23 protein-coding genes are annotated in these 24,569 nt (G+C 64.5%); 16 read left to right on the forward strand and 7 right to left on the reverse strand.

Annotated elements, in window-relative coordinates; translation table 11 throughout:
- Window positions 1-6 precede the first annotated feature (6 nt).
- Window positions 7-654 carry a hypothetical protein gene (locus VIQ49_RS15845; protein WP_331886277.1) on the reverse strand — a complete coding sequence of 216 codons (648 nt, stop codon included), beginning with the start codon at window positions 652-654 and terminating at the stop codon, window positions 7-9.
- 167 nt (window positions 655-821) lie between these two features.
- Here VIQ49_RS15845 and VIQ49_RS15850 point away from each other — a divergent pair, with 167 nt between their 5' ends.
- The 5 genes from VIQ49_RS15850 (at window position 822) to VIQ49_RS15870 (ending at window position 6,087) form a co-directional block, all read left to right on the forward strand.
- The gene (locus VIQ49_RS15850) at window positions 822-2,345 is read left to right on the forward strand and encodes an aldehyde dehydrogenase family protein (RefSeq protein WP_331886279.1); all 1,524 of its coding nucleotides are present in this window, start codon (window positions 822-824) and stop codon (window positions 2,343-2,345) included.
- A gap of 53 nt (window positions 2,346-2,398) precedes the next feature.
- On the forward strand, window positions 2,399-2,809 hold the full coding sequence (locus VIQ49_RS15855) for a DUF779 domain-containing protein (RefSeq protein ID WP_331886281.1): 411 nt from the start codon (window positions 2,399-2,401) through the stop codon (window positions 2,807-2,809).
- Window positions 2,809-3,405, forward strand: coding sequence for a DJ-1/PfpI family protein (locus tag VIQ49_RS15860; protein WP_331886283.1), 597 nt, complete (start codon window positions 2,809-2,811; stop codon window positions 3,403-3,405). The genes VIQ49_RS15855 and VIQ49_RS15860 overlap by 1 nt, the downstream gene beginning before the upstream one ends.
- 102 nt (window positions 3,406-3,507) lie before the next feature.
- Window positions 3,508-4,740, forward strand: coding sequence for a glucose-1-phosphate adenylyltransferase family protein (locus VIQ49_RS15865; protein WP_331886285.1), 1,233 nt, complete (start codon window positions 3,508-3,510; stop codon window positions 4,738-4,740).
- Between the two features lie 231 nt (window positions 4,741-4,971).
- On the forward strand, window positions 4,972-6,087 hold the full coding sequence (locus tag VIQ49_RS15870; RefSeq protein WP_331886287.1) for an HPP family protein: 1,116 nt from the start codon (window positions 4,972-4,974) through the stop codon (window positions 6,085-6,087).
- A 23-nt stretch (window positions 6,088-6,110) separates the two neighbouring features.
- Here VIQ49_RS15870 and VIQ49_RS15875 read toward each other — a convergent pair whose 3' ends face one another.
- Both VIQ49_RS15875 and VIQ49_RS15880 read right to left on the reverse strand, forming a co-directional pair.
- A complete protein-coding gene (locus VIQ49_RS15875) occupies window positions 6,111-6,302 on the reverse strand; it encodes a ferredoxin (RefSeq protein ID WP_331886289.1) in 192 nt (63 codons plus the stop codon).
- Window positions 6,299-7,504: a cytochrome P450 gene (locus tag VIQ49_RS15880; RefSeq protein ID WP_331886291.1), complete on the reverse strand. Its 1,206-nt coding sequence runs from the start codon at window positions 7,502-7,504 to the stop codon at window positions 6,299-6,301. The genes VIQ49_RS15875 and VIQ49_RS15880 overlap by 4 nt, the downstream gene beginning before the upstream one ends.
- A 271-nt stretch (window positions 7,505-7,775) precedes the next feature.
- Here VIQ49_RS15880 and VIQ49_RS15885 point away from each other — a divergent pair, with 271 nt between their 5' ends.
- The 6 genes from VIQ49_RS15885 to VIQ49_RS15910 all read left to right on the forward strand — a co-directional run bounded on the left by VIQ49_RS15885 (window position 7,776) and on the right by VIQ49_RS15910 (window position 13,871).
- Complete coding sequence (locus VIQ49_RS15885; RefSeq protein WP_331886293.1) at window positions 7,776-8,561, forward strand: SDR family oxidoreductase; 786 nt, start codon at window positions 7,776-7,778, stop codon at window positions 8,559-8,561.
- Window positions 8,562-8,631: 70 nt separating this feature from the next.
- A complete protein-coding gene (locus VIQ49_RS15890; protein WP_331886295.1) occupies window positions 8,632-9,906 on the forward strand; it encodes a cytochrome P450 in 1,275 nt (424 codons plus the stop codon).
- 121 nt (window positions 9,907-10,027) lie between these two features.
- Window positions 10,028-11,053, forward strand: a complete 1,026-nt coding sequence (locus VIQ49_RS15895) for an NAD-dependent epimerase/dehydratase family protein (protein ID WP_331886297.1) — start codon at window positions 10,028-10,030, stop codon at window positions 11,051-11,053.
- A 73-nt stretch (window positions 11,054-11,126) separates the two neighbouring features.
- Entirely contained in the window at window positions 11,127-12,182 is a 1,056-nt protein-coding gene (locus VIQ49_RS15900; RefSeq protein WP_331886299.1) for a TIGR03857 family LLM class F420-dependent oxidoreductase, read from the forward strand.
- 48 nt (window positions 12,183-12,230) lie between these two features.
- The gene (locus VIQ49_RS15905; RefSeq protein ID WP_331886301.1) at window positions 12,231-12,926 is read left to right on the forward strand and encodes a hypothetical protein; all 696 of its coding nucleotides are present in this window, start codon (window positions 12,231-12,233) and stop codon (window positions 12,924-12,926) included.
- A 42-nt stretch (window positions 12,927-12,968) separates the two neighbouring features.
- The gene (locus VIQ49_RS15910; protein ID WP_331886303.1) at window positions 12,969-13,871 is read left to right on the forward strand and encodes an enoyl-CoA hydratase/isomerase family protein; all 903 of its coding nucleotides are present in this window, start codon (window positions 12,969-12,971) and stop codon (window positions 13,869-13,871) included.
- Between the two features lie 86 nt (window positions 13,872-13,957).
- Here the strand turns inward: VIQ49_RS15910 and VIQ49_RS15915 are convergent, their stop codons facing one another.
- The 3 genes from VIQ49_RS15915 to VIQ49_RS15925 are packed head-to-tail and all read right to left on the reverse strand — an operon-like array spanning window position 13,958 to window position 16,880.
- Window positions 13,958-14,905, reverse strand: a complete 948-nt coding sequence (locus tag VIQ49_RS15915) for an alpha/beta hydrolase (RefSeq protein WP_414731643.1) — start codon at window positions 14,903-14,905, stop codon at window positions 13,958-13,960.
- Complete coding sequence (locus VIQ49_RS15920) at window positions 14,905-15,522, reverse strand: TetR/AcrR family transcriptional regulator (RefSeq protein WP_331886307.1); 618 nt, start codon at window positions 15,520-15,522, stop codon at window positions 14,905-14,907. Before VIQ49_RS15920 ends, VIQ49_RS15915 begins: the two co-directional genes overlap by 1 nt.
- Complete coding sequence (locus tag VIQ49_RS15925) at window positions 15,519-16,880, reverse strand: flavin-containing monooxygenase (protein ID WP_331886309.1); 1,362 nt, start codon at window positions 16,878-16,880, stop codon at window positions 15,519-15,521. The genes VIQ49_RS15920 and VIQ49_RS15925 overlap by 4 nt, the downstream gene beginning before the upstream one ends.
- A 113-nt stretch (window positions 16,881-16,993) precedes the next feature.
- Here VIQ49_RS15925 and VIQ49_RS15930 point away from each other — a divergent pair, with 113 nt between their 5' ends.
- Complete coding sequence (locus VIQ49_RS15930) at window positions 16,994-17,755, forward strand: SDR family NAD(P)-dependent oxidoreductase (protein WP_331886311.1); 762 nt, start codon at window positions 16,994-16,996, stop codon at window positions 17,753-17,755.
- Entirely contained in the window at window positions 17,752-18,603 is an 852-nt protein-coding gene (locus VIQ49_RS15935) for an SDR family oxidoreductase (protein ID WP_331886313.1), read from the forward strand. The genes VIQ49_RS15930 and VIQ49_RS15935 overlap by 4 nt, the downstream gene beginning before the upstream one ends.
- A 27-nt stretch (window positions 18,604-18,630) precedes the next feature.
- Here VIQ49_RS15935 and VIQ49_RS15940 read toward each other — a convergent pair whose 3' ends face one another.
- Window positions 18,631-19,392: a TetR/AcrR family transcriptional regulator gene (locus tag VIQ49_RS15940; RefSeq protein WP_331886315.1), complete on the reverse strand. Its 762-nt coding sequence runs from the start codon at window positions 19,390-19,392 to the stop codon at window positions 18,631-18,633.
- Window positions 19,393-19,888: 496 nt separating this feature from the next.
- Between VIQ49_RS15940 and VIQ49_RS15945 the strand changes: the two genes are divergently transcribed.
- The 3 genes from VIQ49_RS15945 to VIQ49_RS15955 all read left to right on the forward strand — a co-directional run.
- Window positions 19,889-22,633, forward strand: a complete 2,745-nt coding sequence (locus tag VIQ49_RS15945; protein WP_331886317.1) for a branched-chain amino acid ABC transporter permease/ATP-binding protein — start codon at window positions 19,889-19,891, stop codon at window positions 22,631-22,633.
- Window positions 22,630-23,352 (forward strand): ABC transporter ATP-binding protein, encoded by a 723-nt coding sequence (locus VIQ49_RS15950; protein ID WP_331886319.1) that lies wholly within the window; start codon window positions 22,630-22,632, stop codon window positions 23,350-23,352. The genes VIQ49_RS15945 and VIQ49_RS15950 overlap by 4 nt, the downstream gene beginning before the upstream one ends.
- Before the next feature lie 83 nt (window positions 23,353-23,435).
- The coding region (locus VIQ49_RS15955; RefSeq protein WP_331886321.1) for an ABC transporter substrate-binding protein at window positions 23,436-24,569 on the forward strand (1,134 nt) is incomplete at its 3' end.

Raw genomic sequence — 24,569 nt, forward strand, 5'->3', positions numbered from 1 at the left:
GGACCGTCACGCTGCGGGGACGTCTGCCCGTCGGGGCAAAGAGATCAGGGACGCGACCAGGAAACACAGCGCACCGACAAAGGTCCCGCCCTGACTGAGCAGCGGTTTGAGGACATCTCCGGAGGCATCGACGTACGCGCCGACGGCGGAGAAGCCGAAGGCGATCGAGCCGATGGTGTTCAGCACGGTCGCCGACCAGCCGGGTGCGTCGGGCTCGTCGCGGCGCCGGTAGAGGTCGGTGGCGTACACCGCGAGTGCCGAGCTGACGAGGAAGGCGATCGACCCGTAGACATCCGGACGCCAGCTGTAGTGGTCGATGTCGGCGATCGAATGCACCACCAGGGCCGCGCCGGTGCTGATGTTGAAGGCGATGGTCCCGAAGAACTGCACCGCGGCCGACAACCATTCGGAGCGGTGGACTTCCCGTCCGACCCGCTGTGATCCGGCGATGGGATCGGCCTTGCTTCGGAACGGGCCGCACAGCTGCAGCTGGACAAACGCCGCGAACGTGAAGAACCACGAACCGACAAAGAAGGAGCTGTTGGCCACCGTCGATCCGGCCCACTCCGCGAACCCGGGTGCAGAGCCCAGTGCGAAGAGCGCCGACCCGATGGCGAACCCCCAGCATTCGGTGCGCGCGGAGTGCCGGATCACGAGTTAGACATTAGCGCCCATCCCCGGATCAGGCGTCCTCTGACCACCGACGATCCTCATTGCAACTTTGATGCAACTGCGCCGCTCGTAGTGTGTGGTTCAGGTCACAAGGGACCGACCGCTGCGGGTCGGTCACCGAGAGGCAACGAGGCGAAGAGGAGCTCAGAATGACCGTTTATGCCAACCCCGGAACACCCGGCGCCGTGATGAACTACGAATCACGGTACGAGAATTGGATCGGTGGCCAGTGGACGCCGCCGGTCAAGGGCCAGTACTTCGAGAACCCGTCGCCGGTCAACGGCAAGACCTTCTGTGAGGTTGCCCGGTCGACCTCCGAAGACATCGACCTCGCGCTGGACGCGGCCCACAAGGCTGCTCCGTTGTGGGGCAAGACCTCGGTCGCCGAGCGTTCACTGGCCCTGCTCCGCATCGCGGACCGGATGGAAGAGAACCTCGAGAAGATCGCCGTCGCCGAGGCCTGGGACAACGGTAAGGCTGTTCGCGAGACCCTCGCCGCCGACATCCCCCTCGCGATTGATCACTTCCGCTACTTCGCCGGCGCACTGCGCGCCCAGCAGGGTTCGCTCTCGCAGATCGACGAAGACACCGTGGCGTACCACTTCCATGAGCCGCTCGGTGTTGTCGGACAGATCATCCCGTGGAACTTCCCGATTCTGATGGCGGTCTGGAAGCTCGCACCGGCGCTCGCCGCCGGCAACGCGGTGGTCCTCAAGCCGGCCGAGCAGACACCTGCCTCGATCCTGTTCCTCATGGAACTGATCAAAGATCTGCTCCCCGCCGGAGTCCTGAACGTTGTCAACGGGTTTGGCGTCGAGGCCGGCAAGCCGCTGGCATCGAGCAACCGGATCCGCAAGATCGCCTTCACCGGTGAGACCACCACGGGCCGCCTGATCATGCAGTACGCCTCGGAGAACATCATCCCGGTGACGCTGGAACTCGGCGGCAAGAGCCCCAATATCTTCTTCGCCGACGTGATGGCGCAGGACGACGGCTTCCGTAATCGTGCGCTCGAAGGCTTCACGATGTTCGCCCTCAACCAGGGCGAGGTGTGCACCTGCCCGAGCCGCGCGCTGATCCAGGAGTCGATCTACGACGACTTCGTGGACCTCGCCGTCGAGCGGACCAAGAAGATCAAGCAGGGCAACCCGCTCGACACCGACACGATGATGGGTGCGCAGGCGTCGAACGATCAGTTCGAGAAGATCGCCTCGTACCTCGCGATCGGCAAGGAGGAGGGCGCCAAGGTTCTGACCGGTGGTGAAACGGTCTCTCTCGACGGCGATCTCGCCGGCGGCTACTACATCCAGCCGACCATCTTCGCCGGAACCAACCGGATGCGGATCTTCCAGGAGGAGATCTTCGGTCCGGTGCTGTCGGTGACGAAGTTCTCCGACTACTCCGACGCGATGTCGATCGCCAACGACACGCTCTACGGACTCGGTGCCGGTGTGTGGACGCGTGACGGTGCCACGGCCTACCGCGCGGGACGTGAGATCCAGGCCGGTCGTGTGTGGACCAACACCTACCACGACTACCCGGCGCACGCGGCGTTCGGCGGTTACAAGCAGTCCGGTATCGGCCGCGAGAACCACCTGATGATGCTCGAGCACTACCAGCAGACCAAGAACCTGCTGGTGGGTTACGCTCAGGATGCCAAGGGATTCTTCTGATCCAGCTCCATCCCCAAGCGTTACAAGCTATTTCATCGAGAAGGTGAACACAGATGACTCCCGCAGACAGAGTCGTCGCAACAGACTCCGCCGTGGAGCTCTTGACCAAGTTGTCGGAGCTCCACGGCGGCCTCATGATCCACCAGTCGGGTGGATGTTGCGACGGAAGCGCCCCAATGTGCTACCCGGAAGGCGAGTTTCGTGTGGGCAGTCGTGATGTGCTGCTCGGTGAGATCGCGCTGCCGGCACTGTTGCCGGCGGTAAGGGTATGGATCCAGGGCGACCAATACGAGCTGTGGAAACACACTCAACTGATCCTGGACGTGGTACCCGGGCGTGGAGCCGGCTTCAGTCTCGAAGCGCCCGAAGGAGTGCGTTTCCTCGCGCGCTCCAGGGTTTTCGACGAGGCCGAGAACACCTGGCTCGACGCGTGCCCGCCGCGTCGGGGTGCAGACGTCACCTGATGCGCGAAGTATCGGTGGTGCTGTTCGACGGCTTCGAATTGCTCGATGTCTTCGGACCTGTTGAAATCCTCAGTGTGTTGCCTGAGCAGTTCCGGGTCACGATGGTGGCGGCCGAGGCCGGCCTCGTCGCGAGTTCGCAGGGGACGAGGGTGGAGGCGACTGCCGGTTTCGTCGGTGCAGCGACTCCCGACATCGTCATGGTCCCCGGTGGTATCGGCTCACGAACGCTGGTGGGCGACAACCAGTACCTCGAGAAGTTGCGCACGTACGTGGCCGGCGCGAACCTGGTGACGTCCGTGTGTACCGGTTCGGCAATCCTCGCCGCAGCCGGACTGCTCGACGGATATCGGGCAACGTCGAACAAGCGATCATTCGACTGGGTTGAGACACAGGGCAACTCGGTCACCTGGGAGCGCCGTGCCCGCTGGGTGCAGGACCGCGACCGCTGGACGTCGTCGGGGGTGGCGGCCGGCATCGACATGACCGCCGCACTGATCGCCGACCTCGTGGACACAGAGACCGCGCAGCATGCAGCCGCACTCATCGAGTACGAGCCGCAGACCGATCCGGACAACGACCCTTTCGCCGATCGTTAGTTGCGGGTCACCCTCGCCGGGTGTCGGCGCTGCGGGGTCGAGGTATCTCCGACGTACAGGCGGAACGTGTCGGATCCGGACATTGCGGGCACACTCACCTCCATGAGCAGATCTGAAGTGGTGGCGATCGTACAGGCCGGCGGCAAGGGTTCCCGGATGGATGTGCTGACCGAGAGTCGGGCCAAACCTGCACTGCCGTTCGGCGGGAATTACCAGTTGATCGACTTCCCCCTGTCGACTCTGCACCGCAGTGGCATCGACGAAGTCTGGTTGTGCGTTCAGTACGAAGCACACTCGCTGCTCGAACAGGTCGCGGGAGGCCGTCCATGGGACCTCGACCGCACCACCGGTGGTCTCCGGTTCGTGCTTCCGCAGCAGACGAGCGACCACGACACCGAGGACGGATTCGCAACCGGTAACGCAGATCTTCTCTATCGGATCCGCGGCCAGATCGCGGATCGGGCGCCGGAAGTGGTGATCGTCATGAGCGCCGACCACGTCTACTCGTTCGATCTCGAAGATGCTCTGCGGACACATCGCGACGCAGGCGCCGAATGCACAATCGTCACCACCACCTGTCCGCGTGAGGAGGCGAGCGCACATGCCACGGTGACCGCCCGCGCCGACGGCACCGTTACCGGATTCGCGTACAAGCCGCAGCGGCCCACAACCACCGTCATCGCGGCCGAGATCTTTGTCTACGACCCCGAGATCCTCGTGGAAGCGTTGGAGGAACTGATCTCTCGTACCCATGACGGATCCGATGACGGCGACACCGGCTTGGGCGATTTCGGAGAGCACCTCGTGCCGTGGTTTGTCGGACGGGGCCGGACGGTCACCCACCGGATGCCCGGCTACTGGATCGATGCGGGACGCCCCGAGACCTATATGCAGGCCCACCGCGACCTCATCGACGGCACCATCGATCTGGCCGACTCGCGGTGGCCGATCCTGACCCGCCAACCGCAGCGTCCTGCGGCGCGGATCGCGGACGGTGCCCACGTGGCCGACAGCATGATCAGCGGTGGGGCTCGGGTGTTCGGTGAGGTCAGGCGCAGTGTCATCGGCCCCGGCGTCGTGGTCGAGCGCGGTGCCAGGGTTTTCGATTCCGTCGTGTTCGCCGACAGTGTGATCAGGGCGTCCGCGACCGTCGACTGGTCGATCATCGACGAACGCGTGGTCATCGGCCAGGGTGCGTCGGTCGGTGGACGTCCCCGCACCCGTCCGGTGCCGAGTGAAAAGATCACCATCGTCGGTATGGACGCCAGCATCGCGAAGAATTCGCACGTGGCACTCGGTGGGCGGGTGCCACCGTGCGGCCGAAAGCCACGATGATCGCCCGGCGGGTCGTGGGCGAGACAGGCGCGGCCGACGATTGCAGACCCGGCCGGCGTTCCTGGCGGCCAGGCCGGTGATGAATGGTGCCCGGACTCGCGTAACCTACGCGCGGAGGCGGCAACTCTGACAGAGCCGCACGGTGAGGGTGAAACCCGTTGCGGAGGGAACGAAAGAGTGGGTACTGGTCGCTGCGTGAGCGGTCCCACGGCTGTCCGATTTCGTTCGACGATGCGCAGTCTGGGGCCGGCCACCGCTCCTGGCCAGCCGCGAGAGTTTCTGCGGGCCGGAGCCGGTGTGGTGGTGGGCCTGGGGCTGGTCGGGGTGCTGTTCTTACTCATGCCGGGCGAGAGTTCTGAGCTTGGCCTCTACCTGATCGCACCATTTGGTGCCACGGCCGTTCTGGTCTTCGCGGCGCCCAGCAGTCCGTTGGCGCAACCGTGGCCGGCGATCGTCGGTAACACCCTGGCCGCGGTGGTCGGCGTTGCCGTCACCCTGATGGTGTCCGACACCACGCTGCGGATCGCGCTTGCTGTCGGGCTGGCGGTGGCCGCGATGATCCTGGCCCGCGCGGTGCATCCTCCGGCCGGTGCGGTGGCGATGACGGCCGCGCTGTCGCCGGATGTGGTTGATGCGCTCGGATTTCGTTTTGCACTGGCACCCGTGGCGATCGGCACCGTACTGCTCGTGATCGTCGCCGCCCTGTACGGACGTGCGACCGGCAGGCACTATCCCTTCCGGCAGTTCGACGCCGCGACACCACCGGCGCAGCGGCTCGGTCTGAGCGAAGACGAACTCGCCGGGATCCTGCAGCACTACCGACAGACCCTCAACCTCGGTGTCGCCGACCTCGCCCGCCTGATCGGGGCCGCAGAGATGCAGGCTGCCACCCACCGGGCCGGGCCGCTGAAGGCCGACGACGTCATGTCCCGCGACCTCGTCACCGTGGCGCCCGAAGCCACACTCGATGACGTCGCGGAACTGTTTCGTCTGCACGGGTTCACGTCATTGCCGGTGGTCGGCGACCGTGGCAGGTTTCTCGGGATCGTCTACCAAATCCACCTGATCGTCCGGCTCCAGGACCCCGAAGCGCGTGGTGGGTTCGGGAAGCCGACGTTGCGATGGGCGGATCGTCGCGGTGAGGTGCTCAGGGCGAGGGACCTCATGGCTGTTGATCCGACCATCGCGGCGCCGTCGACGCCGGTCGCGGCTCTTCTACCCGAGCTGTCCCAGAACGGTGGCGAGGCGGTACCGGTCCTGGACGGAACGATCCTCGTCGGCATCCTCACGCAGACCGACCTGATCGCCGCACTGGCACGGCAGACCCTGAACCTCGACCCCACCTGATCCGGTCATCACGGCTTCACCGACTACTCGACGAGTGATATGGCCTGCCGTGGACACTGCCTCACCGCTTCCCGGATCTGTGTTTCGTTCACCGGTGTCACTTCCGGAGACAGGACCTCGAGGTTGTCGTCGTCACCGAGGTGGAACACCTCCGGGATGAGGCCCGCACAGATGCCGTTGCTCTCGCACAGGCCCAGGTCCACCTCTACTCTCATCGAATAACCCGTACCGGTACGTTGCTCCAGCCCGCGACGTTCTGCATCCTCACCCGCTCACAGCCGTCCCAGTCCACCGTGTAGCGGGGCATGAAGTCGAGCAGCTTGTCCAGCGCGACAGCACTTTCCATGCGCGCGAGCGCGGCTCCGAGACAACTGTGGATCCCGTAACCGAACGCGAGGTTCTGCGCCTCCGTTCGATCGCGGTCGATGTCGAACACGTCCGGATCGGTGAAGGCATCGGGGTCGCGGTTCGCCGACCCGCCGAGGAGAAAGACCGGCTTACCCGCCGGAATGGTCTCGCCGTGGAGGTGGACCTCCCGGAGCGAGTAGCGCACGTTGTACTGCGCCGGGGCCTCGTATCGCAGGAGTTCTTCGACCGCGGCCGGGATCTTGCTGCGGTCCGCGAGCAACAGTTCCCACTGCTGCGGGTTCCGCGCGAACACAACTGCCGCATTGCCGACCAGCTTTGCGACGGTCTCCGCGCCCGCACCGCCCAACAGCGTTGCGAAACTGGCGATCTCGATGTTGTCCAGCCCGGTTCTCTCGCCGTCTTCACGTTCGATCTCGGCGTTGACCAACTTGGTGAGCATGTCGTCCTGTGGGTTGTCGCGCCGCTGCTTTGCGAGCCCGTAGTAGAGCATCGCGGACTCGATCGCGGCTGCCATGCCGGTCTCCGACATCTCCACCTGGCCCGGATCACGGTGCAGCAGTTCATCGATCCACAGCCGCACCTGCTGACGGGATTCGGCCGGGACACCGAGCATCCGGGTGATGACCTCCACCGGGAACAGCACCGAGAAATCCTGGACGAGGTCGAATCCGTCGGGGTCCACCTGCCCGAGGAAGCGATCGATCTGCTCGGCAACCATCGGTTCGAGGGAACTGATCGCACGCGGGGTGAACACCTTGCTGAGGAGTCCGCGCATCTGACGATGCTCGGGTGGGTCCATCACGATGATCGACTTGTGCTCGGCGATACCCCCGGTACGCACCTGTGCCAGGTCAACCCCGCGCGACGACGAGAACGTGGCGAAATCGGTGAGCCCCCACGACACGTCGGCATGACGGCTGAGCGCGTAGAAGTCGTATTCCTCGCTGTAATACACCGGCGCCTCTTCGCGCATCCGCCGATAGACGTCGTACGAACCGTCGAAGAACTCCTGTGAGAACGGGTCGAATACGAGCTCTGCCTTCGTCAATGCATCCTCCTAGGGCGCGCGAAATGATCGAGGATTGCCCTGTCACTTCGGCGAGTGTGTCCGGTCGACTCACCCACCATACCGATTACCGTAAGCCATACTATAGGCAACCTCAGGACAGTTCGGCCAGTTGTGGCCGGATCGGGTCCCGGTGGCGCAGGCGTGAGGAATGTGTCGACGCGTGGACGCCGGGCGATTCTTGCCGGGCGCACAATATGCGTTTACAGTTTCACTTACAGTTGAAGACACAAGCGATGGGATTCTGGCGAACATGGATACTGGGCAGCGAAGAGTCGTCGTCGTCGGAGCCGGATCGGGGATAGGCGCGGCCACGGCAGCCCATTTCCACGCGCGTGGGGATCACGTTCTCGCAGTGGATGTCAGACCGAACGAGACCCCGGCATCGCAACACCTCCTGGTCGATCTGCGCGACCCCGCCGCGATCACGGCGCTGCTCACCGAGATGGGCGCGGGCTGGGATCTGCTGGCGCACGTCGCGGGAGTTCCCGGAACCGCACCGGCAGACGACGTCCTGCTGGTCAACTACCTGGGCGCGCGTCTGATGACCCAGGGGATCCTGGCGCTGATGAACCACGGAGGTGCCGTTGTCGCGGTCGCTTCCGTCGCCGCCATCGGCTGGGAGCAGCGGGCCGGCGATCTCGCCGGTCTGCTGGACGCGACCGACCGCGAGTCGGTGGTGACCTGGCAGGCCGGACAGGACCCGAACTACCCGGTCTACAGCACGTCGAAGCAGGCATTGATCCTGTTCGCCAAGCGAATTGCGGGCCCGGCCTGGACGAAATATGGAGTCAGGGTCAACACAGTGAGCCCCGGTCCCACCGACACGCCGATCCTGGTCGATTTCGAGGCATCGATGGGCAAGGACGCGCTCGACATGGCGAAGGCGGCAGTGGGTAGACATGCCCGCGTGGACGACGTCGTCCCGGTCATCTCGTTCCTCGGATCCCGCGACGCCGGTTGGATCAACGGACAAGACATCCACGTCGACGGTGGCTTCCTGTCGTCTCTCACCGCGGGTATGCCGGTTCAGTTGTAGGACGACCCGCACGGCAGCGCCTCGGCCCGGGGCGACAGCGGCCCAGACAAGAACTCTCCCGGAGGAATCAATGACCATCGACAGCCCACCCACGTCGCCGCATCCCTACCATCGACTCGACGTCTCGGCCGAAGCCTTCTGGCGCAGCGGCGATTTCCGATCGCGGGACGACACCTTTGCCCAATTGCGGGCCGAGCCCGGCGTGAGTTGGCAACCACCGACCTCCGCGGTATTCCCACACGAGGAGACCGGCTACTGGGCGATCACGCGGCACACAGACATCCGCGAGGTCAGTCAGAACAACGCTGTGTTCGGATCCAGCCTCGGTGTCGCGCTCGATCCCATGCCCGCCGAAATCCAGCGTATGACAACGTATTTCCTCTCGATGGATCCGCCGGATCACACCCGCAACCGGCGCCTGATCAGCTCCGCGTTCACGCCGCGACAGGTCAAGCGCATCGAAGGTCAGATCCGGGAGAACGCCCGACAGGTCGTCGACGACCTGCTCGTGGCCCTGCGGACCGGGGACGAGCTCGACTTCGTGTCGGCCTGCTCGACAAAACTCCCGATGAAGACCATCTCCGACATGATCGGTATCGAACCGCAGGATCAGGAGGCGGTCGCCTACGCGGCGGAAAGCCTGTTCAGCGGTAGCGATGACGAATACGCGTCACTGGAGGAACGTGCGATGCACGTCATGGGCCAACTCGGCATCCTCCAGAACGCGGGTATCGAGCTCGCCAAGCTCCGCCGAGAAGATCCTCGAGAGGATCTCATGACGAGCATCGTCAACGCGGAGGTCGACGGACACAAGGTGTCCGACAACGACATCGGATCCTTCATGGTGCTGCTCGGTTCCGCCGGCAACGACACCACCAAGCAGACCACCACGCACGTGTTCAAGGCCCTGGTCGAGAATCCGGATCAGCGGGCCTGGCTGCTCGACGACTTCGACGGCCGGATCAACACCGCCATAGACGAATTCGTCCGGTGGTCGACCCCGGTGGTCTCGTTCGCCCGCCACGCCCTGGTCGACACCGAGTTGGCCGGCACCCCGATCGCGGCCGGCGAGAAGCTCGGATTGTTCTACTGCTCGGCCAACCGGGACGAGGAGGTGTTCGATCGTCCCTACGAGTTCGACATCACCCGCGCCCCCAACCCCCACGTGGGCTTCGGTGGGGGAGGCGCGCATTTCTGCCTGGGCGCTCAGCTGGCAAAGATGGAACTGCGGCACCTTTTCTACGAGTTGCTCACGCGCGTCCCCGATGTCTCGCTCGGTGAGCCGGAGTATCTCACCAGTAGTTTTGTCCACGGGATCAAGCGAATGTCCGTGAGTCTCGCTTAGCGCCAGTGCCTCGGACGGGTGCGGCGTTCGCAACATCCCGATCGCGCCTGGGGACGCCGCACATACCGTATAGATTCCAGTAGCAATGTCCCGAAGTTCGGCGTCAGAGGTGGTGCAGCAGGTGGCTGGGCAACGCGCGTTGGTGATGGGCGCGAGTGGTTTCCTCGGTTCGACGGTGACGAGGCTTCTTGTCGAGCGGGGCGAAGAGGTCAGTGTCCTCGTGCGCGAGACGAGCAACACGCGCGCGATCGACGACCTCGACATCCGGCGTCACAACGGTGGCATCGACGATCTCGAATCGATCCGCGGGGCAATGACCGAGGTCGACGTCGTCTACTACTGCATCGTCGATACCAGGGCGTGGTTGCGCGACCCGGCACCGCTGTTCGAGACCAATGTCGAGGGGTTGCGCCGCGTGCTCGATGTCGCGATCGGATCGGACCTGCAGCGGTTCGTGTTCTGCAGCACGATCGGTGCCATCGCGATCGGCGGCCCGGGCGAGACCGTCAACGAGGACACCCCGTTCAACTGGGCCGGCAAGGGCGGTCCGTATATCGAGTCCCGCCGCCAGGCCGAAGATCTTGTGATGGACTACGTCCGCAATCGTGGTCTGCCCGCCATCGCCCTGAACATCTCCAACACCTATGGAGCCGGCGACTGGGCGCCGACGCCCCATGGGAGTCTGGTCGCCGCTGCCGCTCTGGGAAAGATGCGCTTCTATCTCAAGAACGTCGGGTCCGAGGTGGTGGGTATCGACGATGCCGCTGAGGCGATGATCGCGGCTTCGACCAAAGGCCGGGTCGGCGAGAGGTACATCATTTCGGAGAGCTTCATGTCGGCGAAAGAGATCTACGGGGTGGCGGCCGAAGCGGGAGGTGTTCCGGGGCCGAAATACGGGGTCCCTCCGGTGGCGTTGACGGTCGCCGGTGTTCTCGCCACGTTGTTCGGCAAGCTGCGCCGCCGTGATTACCCGTTCAGCACAGTGAGTGTGAGCCTGTTACGACAGGTCTCGCCGCTCGACCACAGCAAGGCGACCCGCGAACTGGGTTGGGTTCCGCAGCCGACCACGGATTCGATCCGGGCGGCGGCGCAATTCACCATCGACCGGCGGCAGCGCAGGCGCGAACGCAAGCTGCTGGAACAGTGAGGCCTCACTCGAGGTGTGCCAAGGGGGAGATCGCCGAGCTCGACAACGCCGGATACAAACCAGGAGTGTGGAGATGACCGATGCAGAACGCATGCTCGACGAGCTGGGCTACTACCTGCTGGCCGGGGCCGGCGGACTGGGGCCCGCCACGCTGGTCGAGGAGGCCCGGCAAGGCGAGCAGTTGGGATTCGGCACCGGATTCATCTCGGAGCGATGGAATGTCAAGGAGGCCTCCTCGCTCGTCGGTGCGGCACTGGCGGTGACCGAAAGAATGCAGATCGCCACTGCCGCAACAAATCACAATACCCGCCATCCCCTGATCACCGCATCGTGGGGCACCACCATGCACCGGATGTCCGGAGGCCGATTCACCTTGGGGATCGGACGGGGCGTCGCTGCCATGTACGCGGCATTCGGCGTGCCGGCGGTGACCACCGCGCAGATGGAGGACTGGGCGCAGGTCACCCGCAGGCTGTGGCACGGTGAGGCCATCATCAACCACGATGGACCGATCGGAAAGTATCCGGTCTTGTTCCTGGACAGCGACTTCGACGAAGACATCCGATTGGCGATCGTCGCCTTCGGACCCAACACCCTCAAGCTCGGTGGCCGCGAGTTCGACGACGTCATCCTGCACACCTTCTTCACCCCCGAGACATTGCAGCGTGCGGTCAAGACGGTGAAAGACGCTGCGGAGCAGGCGGGACGGGACCCGGCGAGTGTGCGGGTGTGGTCGTGCTTCGCCACCGTCGGCGACCACCTCCCCGAAGAGTTGCGGTTGAAGAAGACCGTCGCCCGACTGGCCACCTACATGCAGGGCTATGGCGATCTGATGGTGTCGACCAACGGCTGGGATCCGGCGGTGCTGGAGCGCTTTCGGGCGGATTCCGTCGTGACGTCGGTCCCGGGTGCGATTGACGGCAAAGCCACTGCCGAGCAGATCGAGCACATCGCGACGCTGATCCCCGACGAATGGCTCGAACCGTCGGCCACCGGATCGTCGCAACAGTGCGTCGACCGCATCCGCAAGGAGTTCGAGTACGGGGCCGACCGGGTGATCCTGCACGGGGCGACACCCGCCGAACTCGCGCCCATCATCAAGACCTACCGCGAGAGTGACGCGCGCTGAAAATGCGGTGAGCTATACGGTAAGGCATACGGTTGCTATTGTGGGGGAGTGACCCCCGACGAGCAACGGACTTCGACGATTGCCGGTGTCGGCGACGCCGCGCGTGGATTCGGGGAGAAGCCACTCGCCCAGACCGCGGCTGCCGCGGCGGCAGTGCGGGAGCTGATCGGTACGCTGCTGTCGCTCGAGCACGAGCACCCGGCGACCGACGCAGTCATCGCCCGGTGCGCGGAATGGCAGCGCGAACTGGCGTCGGTGACACCGTCGGACGCCGCGCCCCGGATCGGGGCGTTCGCCGAGGACCACACACGCCGGCTGTATCTCGACCACGCCTCCGATATCGGTTCCTTCAACCCCTGTTTCCCCGAGTACCGGTTCGATCACCTCGATGCCGAATCGGCCACGGGCACGGTGACGTTTCCGGTGCCGTACGAGGGTCCGCCCGGTCTGGTACACGGCGGGTTCCTGGCGCTGTTCTTCGACTCTGTCACGCAGCACCAGAATTGTGCCGTGCGGCTGTCGGGCAAGACCCGGTCCCTCACCACGACCTATCGACGCCCGACACCGATCCTGACCGAGCTGACGTTCGATATCGCGCGCGCGACCGAAGAGCGCAACATCGAGTCGACCGCCCGGTTGCTGCTGGACGGTGAAGTTCTCTGCCGGGGCGAGGTCGTCACGGTGGCATCGCCGCCCGGACAACTCGCCGGGAGCACATACGGCAAGCGCCGGTCGCACGAATGAAAAGTGTTGTAGCGCAGGTTCGGATCAAAAGGAGATTGAGAGATGACGTCGTCGAATGTGGTTGGTGATCGGATCCTGTTCGATGTGGATCGAGAGACCAGGATTGCCACGATCACGCTGAACAATCCGGAGCGGCGCAACTCCTACGACGCGGTGATGCGTGATGATCTGGCCCGTTGTCTCGAGAAGGTCGCCGATGACGACGACCTGACGGTGGTGCTGCTGCGCGGAGCCGAAGGTGTGTTCAGCACGGGCGCGGACATGAACAACGCGTACGGCTGGTACGGCGACGAGGGTGGCGCTGCGGCCGGAAACGGGACGCGCGCGGCGAATCGTCGCCCGAGTCAGCGTCGCCGGCTCACCGTCGACCGGAAGTCATTCGGCTTCTACCACGAGTTCATGGGGTTCCCGAAGGTCACGGTGGGTGAGATCGGTGGGTTCGCGCTCGGCGGCGGTTTCGAGATGGCGCTCATGTGCGACATCTCGGTCATCGCGCGGGACACCAGGATCGGGATGCCGGCGACCCGCTTCCTCGGCCCGGCGCTGGGGAGTTTGCACATGTTCTTCCATCGTCTGGGACCGGTGCTGGCGCGGCGGATGTTGCTGACCGGTGACATCATCACCGCCGGTGAGGTGGAGCATCTGGGGGTCTTCACCGAGACCTGTGAACCCACGGAGCTCGAGGCGTCAGCGCGGTACTGGGCGCGCAAGACCGCCAAGATGCCGGCAGACGGCGTGGTCATCGCAAAGGAGGCGTTTCGGATGGTCGAGCAGAGCCAGGCGTATCAGGGAGAAGAGGTGGCCAGCTATCTCTTTCATGCCTACGGTACCAATCTGCAGTTCGCACCGGGCGAGTTCAACTTCGTCAAGACCCGTGCCGAGCACGGGACCAAAGAGGCATTTCGGTTGCGGGACGAGCACTTTCACGTCGACCGCGAGATCTGACCAACCGCGCCTCACACACCCACACCGTCCAGTCACAACCACACGTTGCAACAGGTGGATGTGGCTGGACGATGTGGTTTTGTGGTTCAGCCGGGGACGACGGCCGGGGCGAGGGTCATCGACAGGAACCGGGCCTGATGGTCGGCGATCGCCTCGTGCCAGGGCTTGCCCGGGTAGACGTCGAAGTGGTCGCAGGGGTAGTGCCGGATCTGTGCACGTGCCGCGACCGCGGCCTTGACCGCGGCGCTGACCGAGACGCAACGGTCGAAGTCGGCGATCTGGAACAGGATCGGGACCCGTAGATCCTTGGCAAAACGGTTCGGGCGGTGGCGCATCGCGTCGATGGCGATCGATGCGTTCACCTCGTTGCGCCAGGTCGGTCCGGCGATCGAGGCATAGTCGGGGTAGGTTCCGGGGAGGTTGAGGAGCGCAACCTCCCCCGGGCGTCCGACCGCGGGCAACAGTACCCGGGCGCGTCCGGTGGCGGCCGCCCGCTTGTCCCGAATGCCCTGTGCCAGAAGACGTGCCGTCGTCGCAACGCGGTGAGGGGGCAGATGCTGGTCCGGAGCGGTCGGCGACGCGACCGGGGCCGGCCGGTCGGCGGTGCTCGAGACCAACGGTGTGAGGGCAATGACGGCGGCGATGTCGGTGCGCCCGGCGGCGACCTCGAGGACCAGGCCCCCCGACATCGACACCCCCCACAGCACCAGACGATCGGGGTCGACGCCGGGTAGGTTCGCGGCGGTTCGAAGTGCGGCCCGGTAGTCCTCGACCTGCCCGGTGAGCGAGATGACCTGCCGCGGCTCGCCTGCGCTCGCGCCGAACCCGCGGTAGTCGAAGGCCAGGACATCGAGTCCGGCGGCGGCGAGTTTCTCTGCGAAGGATTGCAGGCCGCAATCCTTGGTTCCGGCGAATCCGTGTGCCATCACCACACCGGGGCGCCCGGCGGCGGTCGCGAGCCGATCGTCGACGGCAGGGAAATGCCAGGCGTCCAGTGCCACACCGTGCGATTGAAACGTGTTTGAGGTGAGCACTATTCGGTCTCCGTTCCGTAGATCGCCCGTAGCCAGATGGTGACGAGCGTGGTGATGCGTTGCTCCAGATCGAGGTCGTCGTCGCGTGCGATCGATTCGATGGAGCGGTCATTGAGTTCGAGGAGAACGGTCGCCAACGCCGTACTGTCCGGCCCGTCGGGCGCGGTCCCCGCCGCCCGTTCCGCGTCGATCATCACGGCGAGGGGCCTGATGAACGCCCTGCGACCGGTCTCGAACTGTTCGTGGACGGTCGCGTTGCTGTATCGCGCATCGAGCATGGCCCGATACAGGTAGCGGTGGTCGGACCAGGCGGCGACCAATCCGCGGATCAGCGTCTCGAATCGGGCGCGCGGCGGACCGTGCATCTCGAACACATCCCGTGCCGCGCCGGCCGCCTCGTCGTTCATCTGCGCCGACAGTGCCGCCACGGCGTCGGCCTTGCCGGCGAAGTAGAAGTAGAACGCCGACCGGGTCACGCCGGCGCGCTCGGAGATCTCCGCGATGTTGATCGATTCGAGGGAGCCGTCACGCAGGAGGTCGTCGAGAGCCGCCAAGAGCCGCTGCCGGCTCCGGTCGCCGCGGTCGGTGCCGGCGCGGTCCGGGACCGGTTCGCTCACACCCGGACCCGGCTGTGTACCGCAGGTCCGAATTCCAGTGCACGACTTCGCCCTTCGGGGAGTTCCTGAACTCTCATCTGGCGCTCGTAGTCGTAGAAGTCCACCTGCTGGGTGTGGCGTGGCCGATCGAGAACGTGCCCGATGTACATCTGCTCGTCCGCGGTGATGATCTGTTCCATCTCGTCGACGGCGGGCGGGCGGTACTGACCGGCCGCGTAGGCGGCGATCAGACGCGACTGGCATTCGACGAAGGGGAACAGGGTCGGTACGGACTGCGCGAACCCGGCGAAGGCCAGATCGTCGAGCCCCGGCTTCAGGATGCGTTTGTAGAGCCCGATGCGATTGCCGGTGGCGCTGATGAACTCGGGGTCGAAGAACGGGAACGTGATGTTGTAGCCGGTGGCGTAGATGATCACGTCGAAGTCGGCGGAGGTGCCGTCTTCGAAATGGACGGTGTCACCGTCGAGCAGGCTGACGTTCGGTTTGGGGGTCACGTCTCCCGACCCGAGCCGGAGCGGCAACTCGACCGACTGGGTCCCGTGCGCATCCATGAAACGGTGCTGTGGCCGGGGCAGGCCCCACTGTTCCGGATTCCCGGAGATGAACTCGGCGAAGTTGTTGATCAGCCTGCGCTGCAACTTCTTCGGGACGAATGGCATGGCGCCGCCGTACTTGTCGACGGGGCGCCCGGCCATGTACTTGGGAACGATCCACGAACCGGACCGGGTCGAGAGGTACACGGTGTTCTCCATCGCACGCGACGACACCTCGACGGCGATGTCGGCGGCGCTGTTGCCGATGCCGACAACAAGGATGCGTTTGCCGTGCAGGTCGAGCGGATCGAGTGGATCGATGTAGTGATGCGAATGGATGGTCTGCCCGGCGAAGGTGCCCGGAAACTCTGGATAGCGCGGGTCCCAGTGATGGCCGTTGGCCACCACCAGAAAGTCGAACTCCCGGGCGGATCCATCGCGGGTGTGTAGGTTCCACCCGCCGCCGTCGCGATGTTCGGCTCGGACGACACCGTTCTCGAATTCGATTGTGTCCAGCAGACCGAACGCGTCGGCGTACTCGTCGAGGTAGGCCTTGATCTGCGAATGGTGTGGGAAGTCGGGGTACTCGTCGGGCATCGGGAAGTCCTGGAACGACAGGCGGTACTTCGAGGTGTCGATGTGCAGTGACCGGTACGCGCTCGAATGACCGTTCGGGTTGCCGAAGGCCCAATTGCCCCCGATCCGGTCGGACGTCTCGAAACACGTGTACGGCACACCGTAATCGCCGAGCATCTTTCCGGCTGTCAGGCCGGCGATTCCGGCGCCGATGATCGCCGTGGATGGAATGTTCGAGTTCGGGGGCATGGGCCGCATCCTTGTCTGAAACGCAATCAGAAGCGTTACTGTCTGCCATACTATAAGCCAGAATTGACAGGCGTCAATTCTGTCGGGCGGTGTAGGGAAATGAGGATCTCGGGATGAGTGAACGCGTGGCCGTCGTGATCGGCGGAGCCTCCGGTCTGGGAAAGGCGACGGCACTTGCCTTGCACGAGCAGGGATATCGCGTCACCGTGGGGGATCGTGACGGGGCCGGCGCAAAAGCCGTTGCCGCGCAGTTCGGCGGGATCGGCGAAGCGGTCGACGTCACCGACGAGGCGGGTGTCGAGGCGTTGTTCAACGGTGTCAAGCAGCGGGACGGGTCCGTCCACACTGTTGTCAACACGGCAGGACTGAGCAGCTGGTCGCCGATCGTCGACCACGACGTCGAGGAATGGCGTCGAGTTGTCGACATCAATCTCGTCGGCGCCTTCATCGTCCTGAAGCACGCCGGCCGGGTGGTCTCCGACGGCGGCGCACTGATCTCCCTGACATCGCTCAACGGCAGACAGCCGGGAGCCGGCCTGTCCGCCTACTGCGCGGCCAAGGCGGGACTGTCGATGCTCACCCAGGTCGCCGCGCTCGAGCTGGCCCCGCGACAGGTCAGGGTCAACGCCATCGCCCCGGGCCTGGTGATCACGCCCCTGACCGAGGGCATTTCGGGAGTACCGGGCGTCACCGAGGATTACGTGGAGAACACGCCACTCGGCCGCGCCGGCACACCCGAAGAGATCGCGGCTGCCGCCGTGTACCTCAGTTCCGATCAGGCCGCATGGATCACCGGTGAGGTCCTCGACATCAACGGCGGTGCGCACATGCTCCGCTACCCGAACATTCAGAAGCATCTCGAGAGGCTGATGTGAACGCGAAACATGTAGAACGCTTCAGCGGCCGCAGCGCGATCGTGACCGGCGGTGGCTCCGGGATAGGCGCCGCCCTCACCGCGGCCCTCGTCGGGGTCGGTGCCCAAGTCTGGTGCGCTGACATCGATCTCGCCGCAGCGGAGGCCGTGGTGTCGAAGGTGAGCGGACCGGGATCGGCACAGGCGGTTGCCCTCGACGTCACAGATGCGGCGGCTGTCCAAAGTGTGGTGGACGATGTTGTCGCGCGCTCGGGCAAGCTCGATCTGATGTTCAACAACGCCGGGATCGTCATCGGCGGCGAAACCCACCTGCTCACCCTGGAACAGTGGAACCAGATCATCGACATCAATCTTCGCGGTGTTGTCCACGGTGTCCACGCGGCGTATCCGCACATGATCGCGGCCAGGAGCGGGCACATCATCAACACGGCGTCGGCGGCGGGGCTGATGGCGTCGGGGTTGCTCACCAGCTATTGCGCGACGAAGTTCGCCGTTGTCGGTCTGTCCAATGCCCTTCGGTCCGAGGCCGTCCGGTTCGGCGTCGGTGTCACCGTGATCTGCCCGTCGGCGGTGGATACCCCGATCCTCGACAAGGGAGCCGTCGGCGACTTCGCCGGCCGTGACTTCTTCCTCGGTGCCGAGAAGTCGAAGCGGGCGTATTCACCCGAACGCCTCGTCGCGGAGATCCTCACTGCGGTTGTCGACGACGAACCGTGGCTCGTGGCGCCGCGCAGGACCCGAATCGGCTGGACCATCGCACGATTCGCGCCGAGGTTCATCCAGAACCGGTTGACCGGCTACATCGCCGAACAGGGCCTCCACGTGGCCCGGACCACGAGCGACCGCTGAGTCGACCGGCCCGGGGAAGAACAACAACTAGCGCGCCGCCGCGGTCTTGCCACCACGGCGGGCCGCGGCCGGCTTCTTCTGGACCTTCGCGTTCGATTCGATGAGACGACTTGCGTGATCGAGGATGCAGTCGAGGCCGTAGTCGAAATTCTTGTCGTCGGGTGCGCCGACGCTGTGGCCCCGCTTGATTCCTTCCGCGAGGTTGGGTGTTGTCTCCGGAGTGATCACCAGATGCTCGTAGTAGGCCCGCGATTCGGGATCAGCGGCCTTCTGCTTCTGCTGGAGTCGCGCCAACACCACTGATCCCCGGACATGCAGTGCGACGGCCGAATACGTGTCGAAGGCATCGTCGAGTGGAAGGCCGGCGTCCACCAGGTTGGCCACTGCTGACTCGATCGGTGGCGAACCGAGCTGAGCAACCTTCGGGCTCAGGTTTGCCCTGATCAAGATGAGGTCACACAGGATCGGGTTGCCGAGGAACGTCTCTCGCATCGAATGGGCATGCCTGCTCAGGGTCTCGCGCCAGTCGCTGGCCTCGAGAAACGGTGTGGCGAACACGTACCGCTTGAGTGCGCGGTCGGTCATCGCATTCAGGAGGTCGTCCTTCTTGCGGAAATACCAGTAGATGCTGGTGACACCGACACCCAGATGTTTGCCGAGCAACGGCATGCTCAGATTGTCGATCGAGACCTCTTCGGCCAACTCGAAGGCGCCCTCGATGATGTCGTCCGGATCGATGGACCCGCGTTCGCGCCGTTGACGTTTCTCTGGTGCGTTCTGTTTCGCCATGTCCGACTACCTCCACTCGAAAGTCACACTGTAAACCTTACCGAACGTGGAGCTGGACATTTGGTATCCGTATTGTGACATCCATCTCGGCCTGCCATCGGCATCTCGCCCGGCGTTTCCCAGTAGCGAAACAGCGTTGTGGTGCCGGGTTCTGTTTGCAGTATGCCACCGTCGGCGCCCCCGGGGGATGCTGCATCCGGGTTCTGTCCGAACTCGGAGTGTGGCCGGGCGTAATGGGCGATCGGTCGCGCGAGGCTTCCGAAAGATCGTGGGATGCAACGCCTCACGGCCTCCTGGGTTGGTCTTCGGTTCCACGGTGAAATGCCACCGCCGGAATGTCTTGAAAACGTAACTATTGTCCTTACAGTTCCTGCTACGGTACTGTAATGCACATCACAGGTCCCCGATTGAGGGGTCTGCATCAAACGATCACCAGATGTAGAGCGAATCCAAGAGTGCCAACGGATTCGGGGCCGGGATCCGAAGGAAGCCGACCATGACACAGCATTTGCAGTTCCTTGTCCTCGGGATCAGCGGTGGTGGTGTGTTCGCCGCGCTCGCCGTGGCGCTGGTCGTCATCTACCGGAGCTCCGGCGTGGTGAACTTCGCAACCGGTGCGATGGCCCTGTACGGGGCATACATGTACGCATTTCTGCGGAAAGGCGAGCTGGTCATCCTGATCCCCGGCTTTCCGAAGACGGTCGACGTGGGTTCGGATCCGGGTTTCTGGTTGTCTGCGCTTGTTGCCGTGGTCTTCTGTGCGCTCCTCGGACTGGTGTTGTACCTCCTGATCTTTCGGCCGCTTCGAAACGCGCCGCCGATCGCACGTGCAGTCGCCTCGATCGCGTTGATGATCGTGTTCGTCGCGATCGCGGTCCAACAGGTCGGTACGAATCCCGTTGGTGCCGAAGCCATTTTCCCGAGCGGGATCTGGACCGTCGGAGACGTCCGCATCCCTGCGGATCGGATCTACTTCGGCATGACAGTGCTGCTGATCGCACTCGCCGTGGCGGCAGCGTATCGATTCACTCGGTTCGGGCTCTTCACCCGAGCAACCGCGGAAAGTGAGGAGGGCGCCTTCGTCAGCGGTGTCTCCCCGGACCGGATCGCGGCCCTCAACTGGATGATCGGTTCCGCCGTGGCGGGACTGGCCGGCATCCTGATCTCGCCGATCGTGCCTCTCACACCGACCGCGTACACACTGTTCATCGTCCCGGCTCTTGCCGCGGCCGTCATCGGACGATTCTCCTCGGTCGTCGGTGCGGCGGTGGCCGGCATCGCGATCGGAATGCTGCAGTCCGAGGCCACTTACCTGCCGCGGGTCTACGACTGGCTGCCCTCTACCGGATTGGTCGAGTTCATCCCGCTCATCCTGATCCTGATCGTTCTGGTGGCGTGGGCGAAACCGCTGCCGTCACGGGGCGGGGTCATCGTTGCCGAACTCGGAAATGCCCCGTATCCCAGGCGATTGTGGTCGACCACCATCGTTGCGACAGCGGTTGCTGCCGTCGGGCTGATCGCACTCGGGGGCGACGTGCGGTCGGCGCTGATCACCAGTCTGATACTCGGTGTCATCGGGTTGTCGCAGGTGGTCGTCACCGGCTATGCCGGACAGGTGTCGTTGGCGCAGTTGGCCTTGGCGGGAGCCGCCGCGTTCCTCGTCGGACCGATGACCGCGGACTGGGGGATCCCGTTCCTGTTCGCACCACTGCTGGCTGCGTTCGCGGCGATGGTGCTGGGCGTTGTGGTCGGGCTGCCGGCGCTGCGTATACGCGGGCTGACAGTCGCGGTGGTGACACTGGCGCTGGCCTACGCGATCGAGGCAATGTGGTTCCGTAACACCGACATCATCGGGTCCACGGGTATCGACGTCCCGTCCCCCAAGATCTTCGGGCACGACATGGGAATCGGTGTCGGCGACACCTATCCGCGGGTCGAGTTCGGTCTGCTGTGCCTGTTCGTCCTAGTCGCCGTGGCACTCGGTGTGGCCTTCCTGCGCCGGAGTCGTCTCGGAACCAGGATGCTCGCGGTGCGCGCGAATGAGCGTTCCGCAGCGGCGTCGGGTGTGGATGTGGTCCGAACGAAGTTGTTGGCCTTCGCAATCGGGGCCTTCATCGCGGGTCTGGGCGGATGTCTCTATGCGTACCAGCAGACGAATGTGTCGTTCCAGCCCTTCATGGCGATCGCCGGGCTGACCCTGTTCGCGACCGTCTATCTCGCGGGTGTCACCTCGATTTCCGGAGGTGTGCTGAGTGGCCTGCTCGGCGCGGGCGGGTTGGTCTTCTACGCGATGGATCGCCTGATGGGCGACAGCGGCGGCGATTGGTACCAGGTGGTCGTGGGAATCGGGCTGGTGCTTGTTGTCCTGATGAATCCCGAAGGCCTCACCGGTCCGGCGCACCGCGCCATCGCACGCGCCGGCAGCAAGGGCGACCGCGGCCGGATCGGTTCGGTGGTCACCACCGACGTTCCGGGAGCCGTCGACGAGCCGGTTGTCCTGGGGGAGCCGATACTCGAATTGCGCCACGTCAGCGTCCATTACGGCGGGGTTGTGGCGATCGACGACGTGAGCTTCGATGTGCCGCGCGGCGCGATCCTCGGCCTCATCGGACCCAACGGCGCGGGAAAGTCGACGTTGATCGACGCGATCAGCGGACTCGCACGATCAAGCGGGACCATCACGCTGGACGGTACCCGGATCGATGGCAAGCGGACTCACCTACGCATCCGTGGTGGGCTGGCGCGAACGTTCCAGGCGATCGACCTCTACGAGGATCTCAGCGTTCGCGAGAACGTTCTCGTGGGTCTGTCGGCCGACCGGCCGGCCGGCGGATCGACCGGGGCGGCAACCGACATCGACGACATCTTCGAACTGCTCGGGCTCGCCGAGGTCTGTGAGGTGCGGGCCGGAGAACTCTCGCAGGGCCAGCGTCAGCTGGTGTCCATCGCCAGGGCGCTGGCAGGCCGTCCCGAGGTACTTTTGGTCGACGAACCGGCCGGCGGCCTGGACACCGTCGAAAGCCATTGGCTCGGTGAACGTTTGCGTGCCATCCGGGCGAGTGGGGTGACAATCCTTCTGGTCGAGCACGACATGAGTCTGGTTCTCGGCATCTGTGACCACATAGAGGTCCTGAACTTCGGGCGATCCCTCGCGGCGGGCACACCCGAAGAGATCCGTAACGACCGCGCCGTCACCGAGGCCTACCTCGGCAGTACCTTCGCCGGGGAGGCGGTCACATGAGTCTTCAGGTCAGCGGTCTGATTGCAGGCCACGGCAGGGTGAAGATCATCCACGAGTTGGATCTGGATGTGCCGAGCGGTTCTGTTCTCGCGGTGCTCGGACCGAACGGCGCCGGCAAGTCGACGCTGATGATGACCCTGGCAGGCTTGCTCCCGAGATTGGGTGGTTCGGTGGCCGTGGACGGTCACGCGTTGCCCAGCGGGCGCGCTGTGAGTGCCAACCGTGCGGGTCTGGTTCTGGTGCCCGACAGTCGGGCGTTGTTCAGTTCGCTTTCCGTGCAGGAACATCTCTCGATCGCGCGGCGCAAGGCCGGGCCCACGGTCGCGGAGATCAAGGAGTTGTTCCCGGCCCTGGAACCGAGGTGGCAGGTGGCGGCCGGATCTCTGTCCGGAGGCGAACAGCAGATGCTGGCCATCGCACGCGCTCTGGTCCAGATGCCGAAGGTCCTGCTCATCGACGAGATGAGCATGGGACTCGCCCCGGTGATCGTCGAGGGACTCTTGCCGGTGGTCCGTCGGATCGCCGAAAGTACCGGCGCGACAGTGATTCTTGTCGAGCAGCACGTCCGGTTGGCGCTGGAGGTTGCCGATCAGGCGATTGTGATGGTGCATGGCGAGGTCACGCTGCGAGGCTCGGCAGCCGAATTGAGACTGGCGCCCGAACGGCTCGAAACCGCCTATCTGGGAGGTGACGTCGTCACCGCTCCCGAACGAAACTGAGTTTGCATCAGCAGGTTTCGACCACATCCTCTCCACGTAGCCACGAACTGCGAAAACCCAACCAACAAACAGGAGATCGATCAATGTCACTCTCTTCCAGGAAGCGGTGGGCGCTGTTGCCCTGCGCCGCACTTGCAGTGGTGCTTGTCGCCACCAGTTGTTCGAGCGACGACAGCGGTTCATCCGACGACTCGGCCACCGTCGACCTTTCCGTATTGGGCACGGAGAATCGTGCCACCGGTGAGCCACTCAAGGTCGCGTTCGCCTGGACGGGTGAGAACTCGGTGACCAACGTGAACGAATTGAAGCCGGCGCAGGCGGCAGTCGGCTACATCAATGACTACCTCGGCGGCATCAACGGCCGGCCGATCGAGCTGATCGATGTCTGCGAGGACCAGCTCCAGGTGAGTGCGGCCCGCGAATGCGGGAACAAGTTCGTCCAGTCCGACGCGGTGGCGGTGGTCACCGGCGAGTTCTCCAACGCGGATGCACTCGCGAGTATCACCTCGGCGTCGGGAATGCCGTACCTGACCGTGGCCGGCGGACAGCAGTCGATGTCGCTGCCGAACACGTATGTGCTCGGAAACCTGCTCGCGCCGATCATGGGAACACCCGCCGCGTACGCCAAGGAAGAGGGCTACGACCGGGTGGCCATCCTGTCGATCGACAGCCCTACCGCGATCCTGCCGATCAAGGCGCTCGGGCCCCTGGCATTCGGAAACGCCGGAGTCGAAATGGATCTCGTCGCGGTACCGCCCGGCACCCCGGACATGACCTCACAGGTGCAGGCCGCCCTCGAGAAGGATCCCGACATGTTCCACGTCCTGGGAGACGCGCCGTTCTGCGCGGCTGCACTGAAGGCGATGCGCACGCTCAATGCCAGTCAGGAGACGATGCTGATCACCCAGTGCATCGGCGACAAGGAAATCGGCGACCAGATTCCCGGCGGATACGCCGACAGTCCGATCGCGGCATCACGCACCCTGGATCCGACCAACGAGGATGTCGCGATCTTCCAGGCGGCTCTCGAGAAGTACAACGGCCAGGGCACAGAGGAAGGCGCATCGGCTTACGTCGGATTGCTCGGACTGCAGCGCGCGCTGGAGGGTATGGAAGGTGAGATGACCCGGGAGACCATCGCCGCTCGCCTGTCCGCGATGCCCGAACCGCTGCCGGTCCCGTTGGGTGCCGGGGTCACATTCCAGTGTGGCACCAAG

The sequence above is a fragment of the Williamsia sp. genome (assembly GCF_036566845.1).
Classification (GTDB): Bacteria; Actinomycetota; Actinomycetes; order Mycobacteriales; family Mycobacteriaceae; genus Williamsia.

What these genes read in the sequence shown, in the direction of transcription:
- VIQ49_RS15870 (WP_331886287.1), top strand. Translation starts at nt 4,972, where the DNA reads ATGCGCAGTCTGGGGCCGGCCACCGCTCCTGGCCAGCCGCGAGAGTTT.
- VIQ49_RS15940 (WP_331886315.1), bottom strand. Translation starts at nt 19,392, where the DNA reads ATGGCGAAACAGAACGCACCAGAGAAACGTCAACGGCGCGAACGCGGG.
- VIQ49_RS15930 (WP_331886311.1), top strand. Translation starts at nt 16,994, where the DNA reads ATGAGTGAACGCGTGGCCGTCGTGATCGGCGGAGCCTCCGGTCTGGGA.
- VIQ49_RS15925 (WP_331886309.1), bottom strand. Translation starts at nt 16,880, where the DNA reads ATGCCCCCGAACTCGAACATTCCATCCACGGCGATCATCGGCGCCGGA.
- VIQ49_RS15860 (WP_331886283.1), top strand. Translation starts at nt 2,809, where the DNA reads ATGCGCGAAGTATCGGTGGTGCTGTTCGACGGCTTCGAATTGCTCGAT.
- VIQ49_RS15945 (WP_331886317.1), top strand. Translation starts at nt 19,889, where the DNA reads ATGACACAGCATTTGCAGTTCCTTGTCCTCGGGATCAGCGGTGGTGGT.
- VIQ49_RS15900 (WP_331886299.1), top strand. Translation starts at nt 11,127, where the DNA reads ATGACCGATGCAGAACGCATGCTCGACGAGCTGGGCTACTACCTGCTG.
- VIQ49_RS15885 (WP_331886293.1), top strand. Translation starts at nt 7,776, where the DNA reads ATGGATACTGGGCAGCGAAGAGTCGTCGTCGTCGGAGCCGGATCGGGG.
- VIQ49_RS15910 (WP_331886303.1), top strand. Translation starts at nt 12,969, where the DNA reads ATGACGTCGTCGAATGTGGTTGGTGATCGGATCCTGTTCGATGTGGAT.
- VIQ49_RS15850 (WP_331886279.1), top strand. Translation starts at nt 822, where the DNA reads ATGACCGTTTATGCCAACCCCGGAACACCCGGCGCCGTGATGAACTAC.
- VIQ49_RS15855 (WP_331886281.1), top strand. Translation starts at nt 2,399, where the DNA reads ATGACTCCCGCAGACAGAGTCGTCGCAACAGACTCCGCCGTGGAGCTC.
- VIQ49_RS15890 (WP_331886295.1), top strand. Translation starts at nt 8,632, where the DNA reads ATGACCATCGACAGCCCACCCACGTCGCCGCATCCCTACCATCGACTC.
- VIQ49_RS15950 (WP_331886319.1), top strand. Translation starts at nt 22,630, where the DNA reads ATGAGTCTTCAGGTCAGCGGTCTGATTGCAGGCCACGGCAGGGTGAAG.
- VIQ49_RS15865 (WP_331886285.1), top strand. Translation starts at nt 3,508, where the DNA reads ATGAGCAGATCTGAAGTGGTGGCGATCGTACAGGCCGGCGGCAAGGGT.
- VIQ49_RS15875 (WP_331886289.1), bottom strand. Translation starts at nt 6,302, where the DNA reads ATGAGAGTAGAGGTGGACCTGGGCCTGTGCGAGAGCAACGGCATCTGT.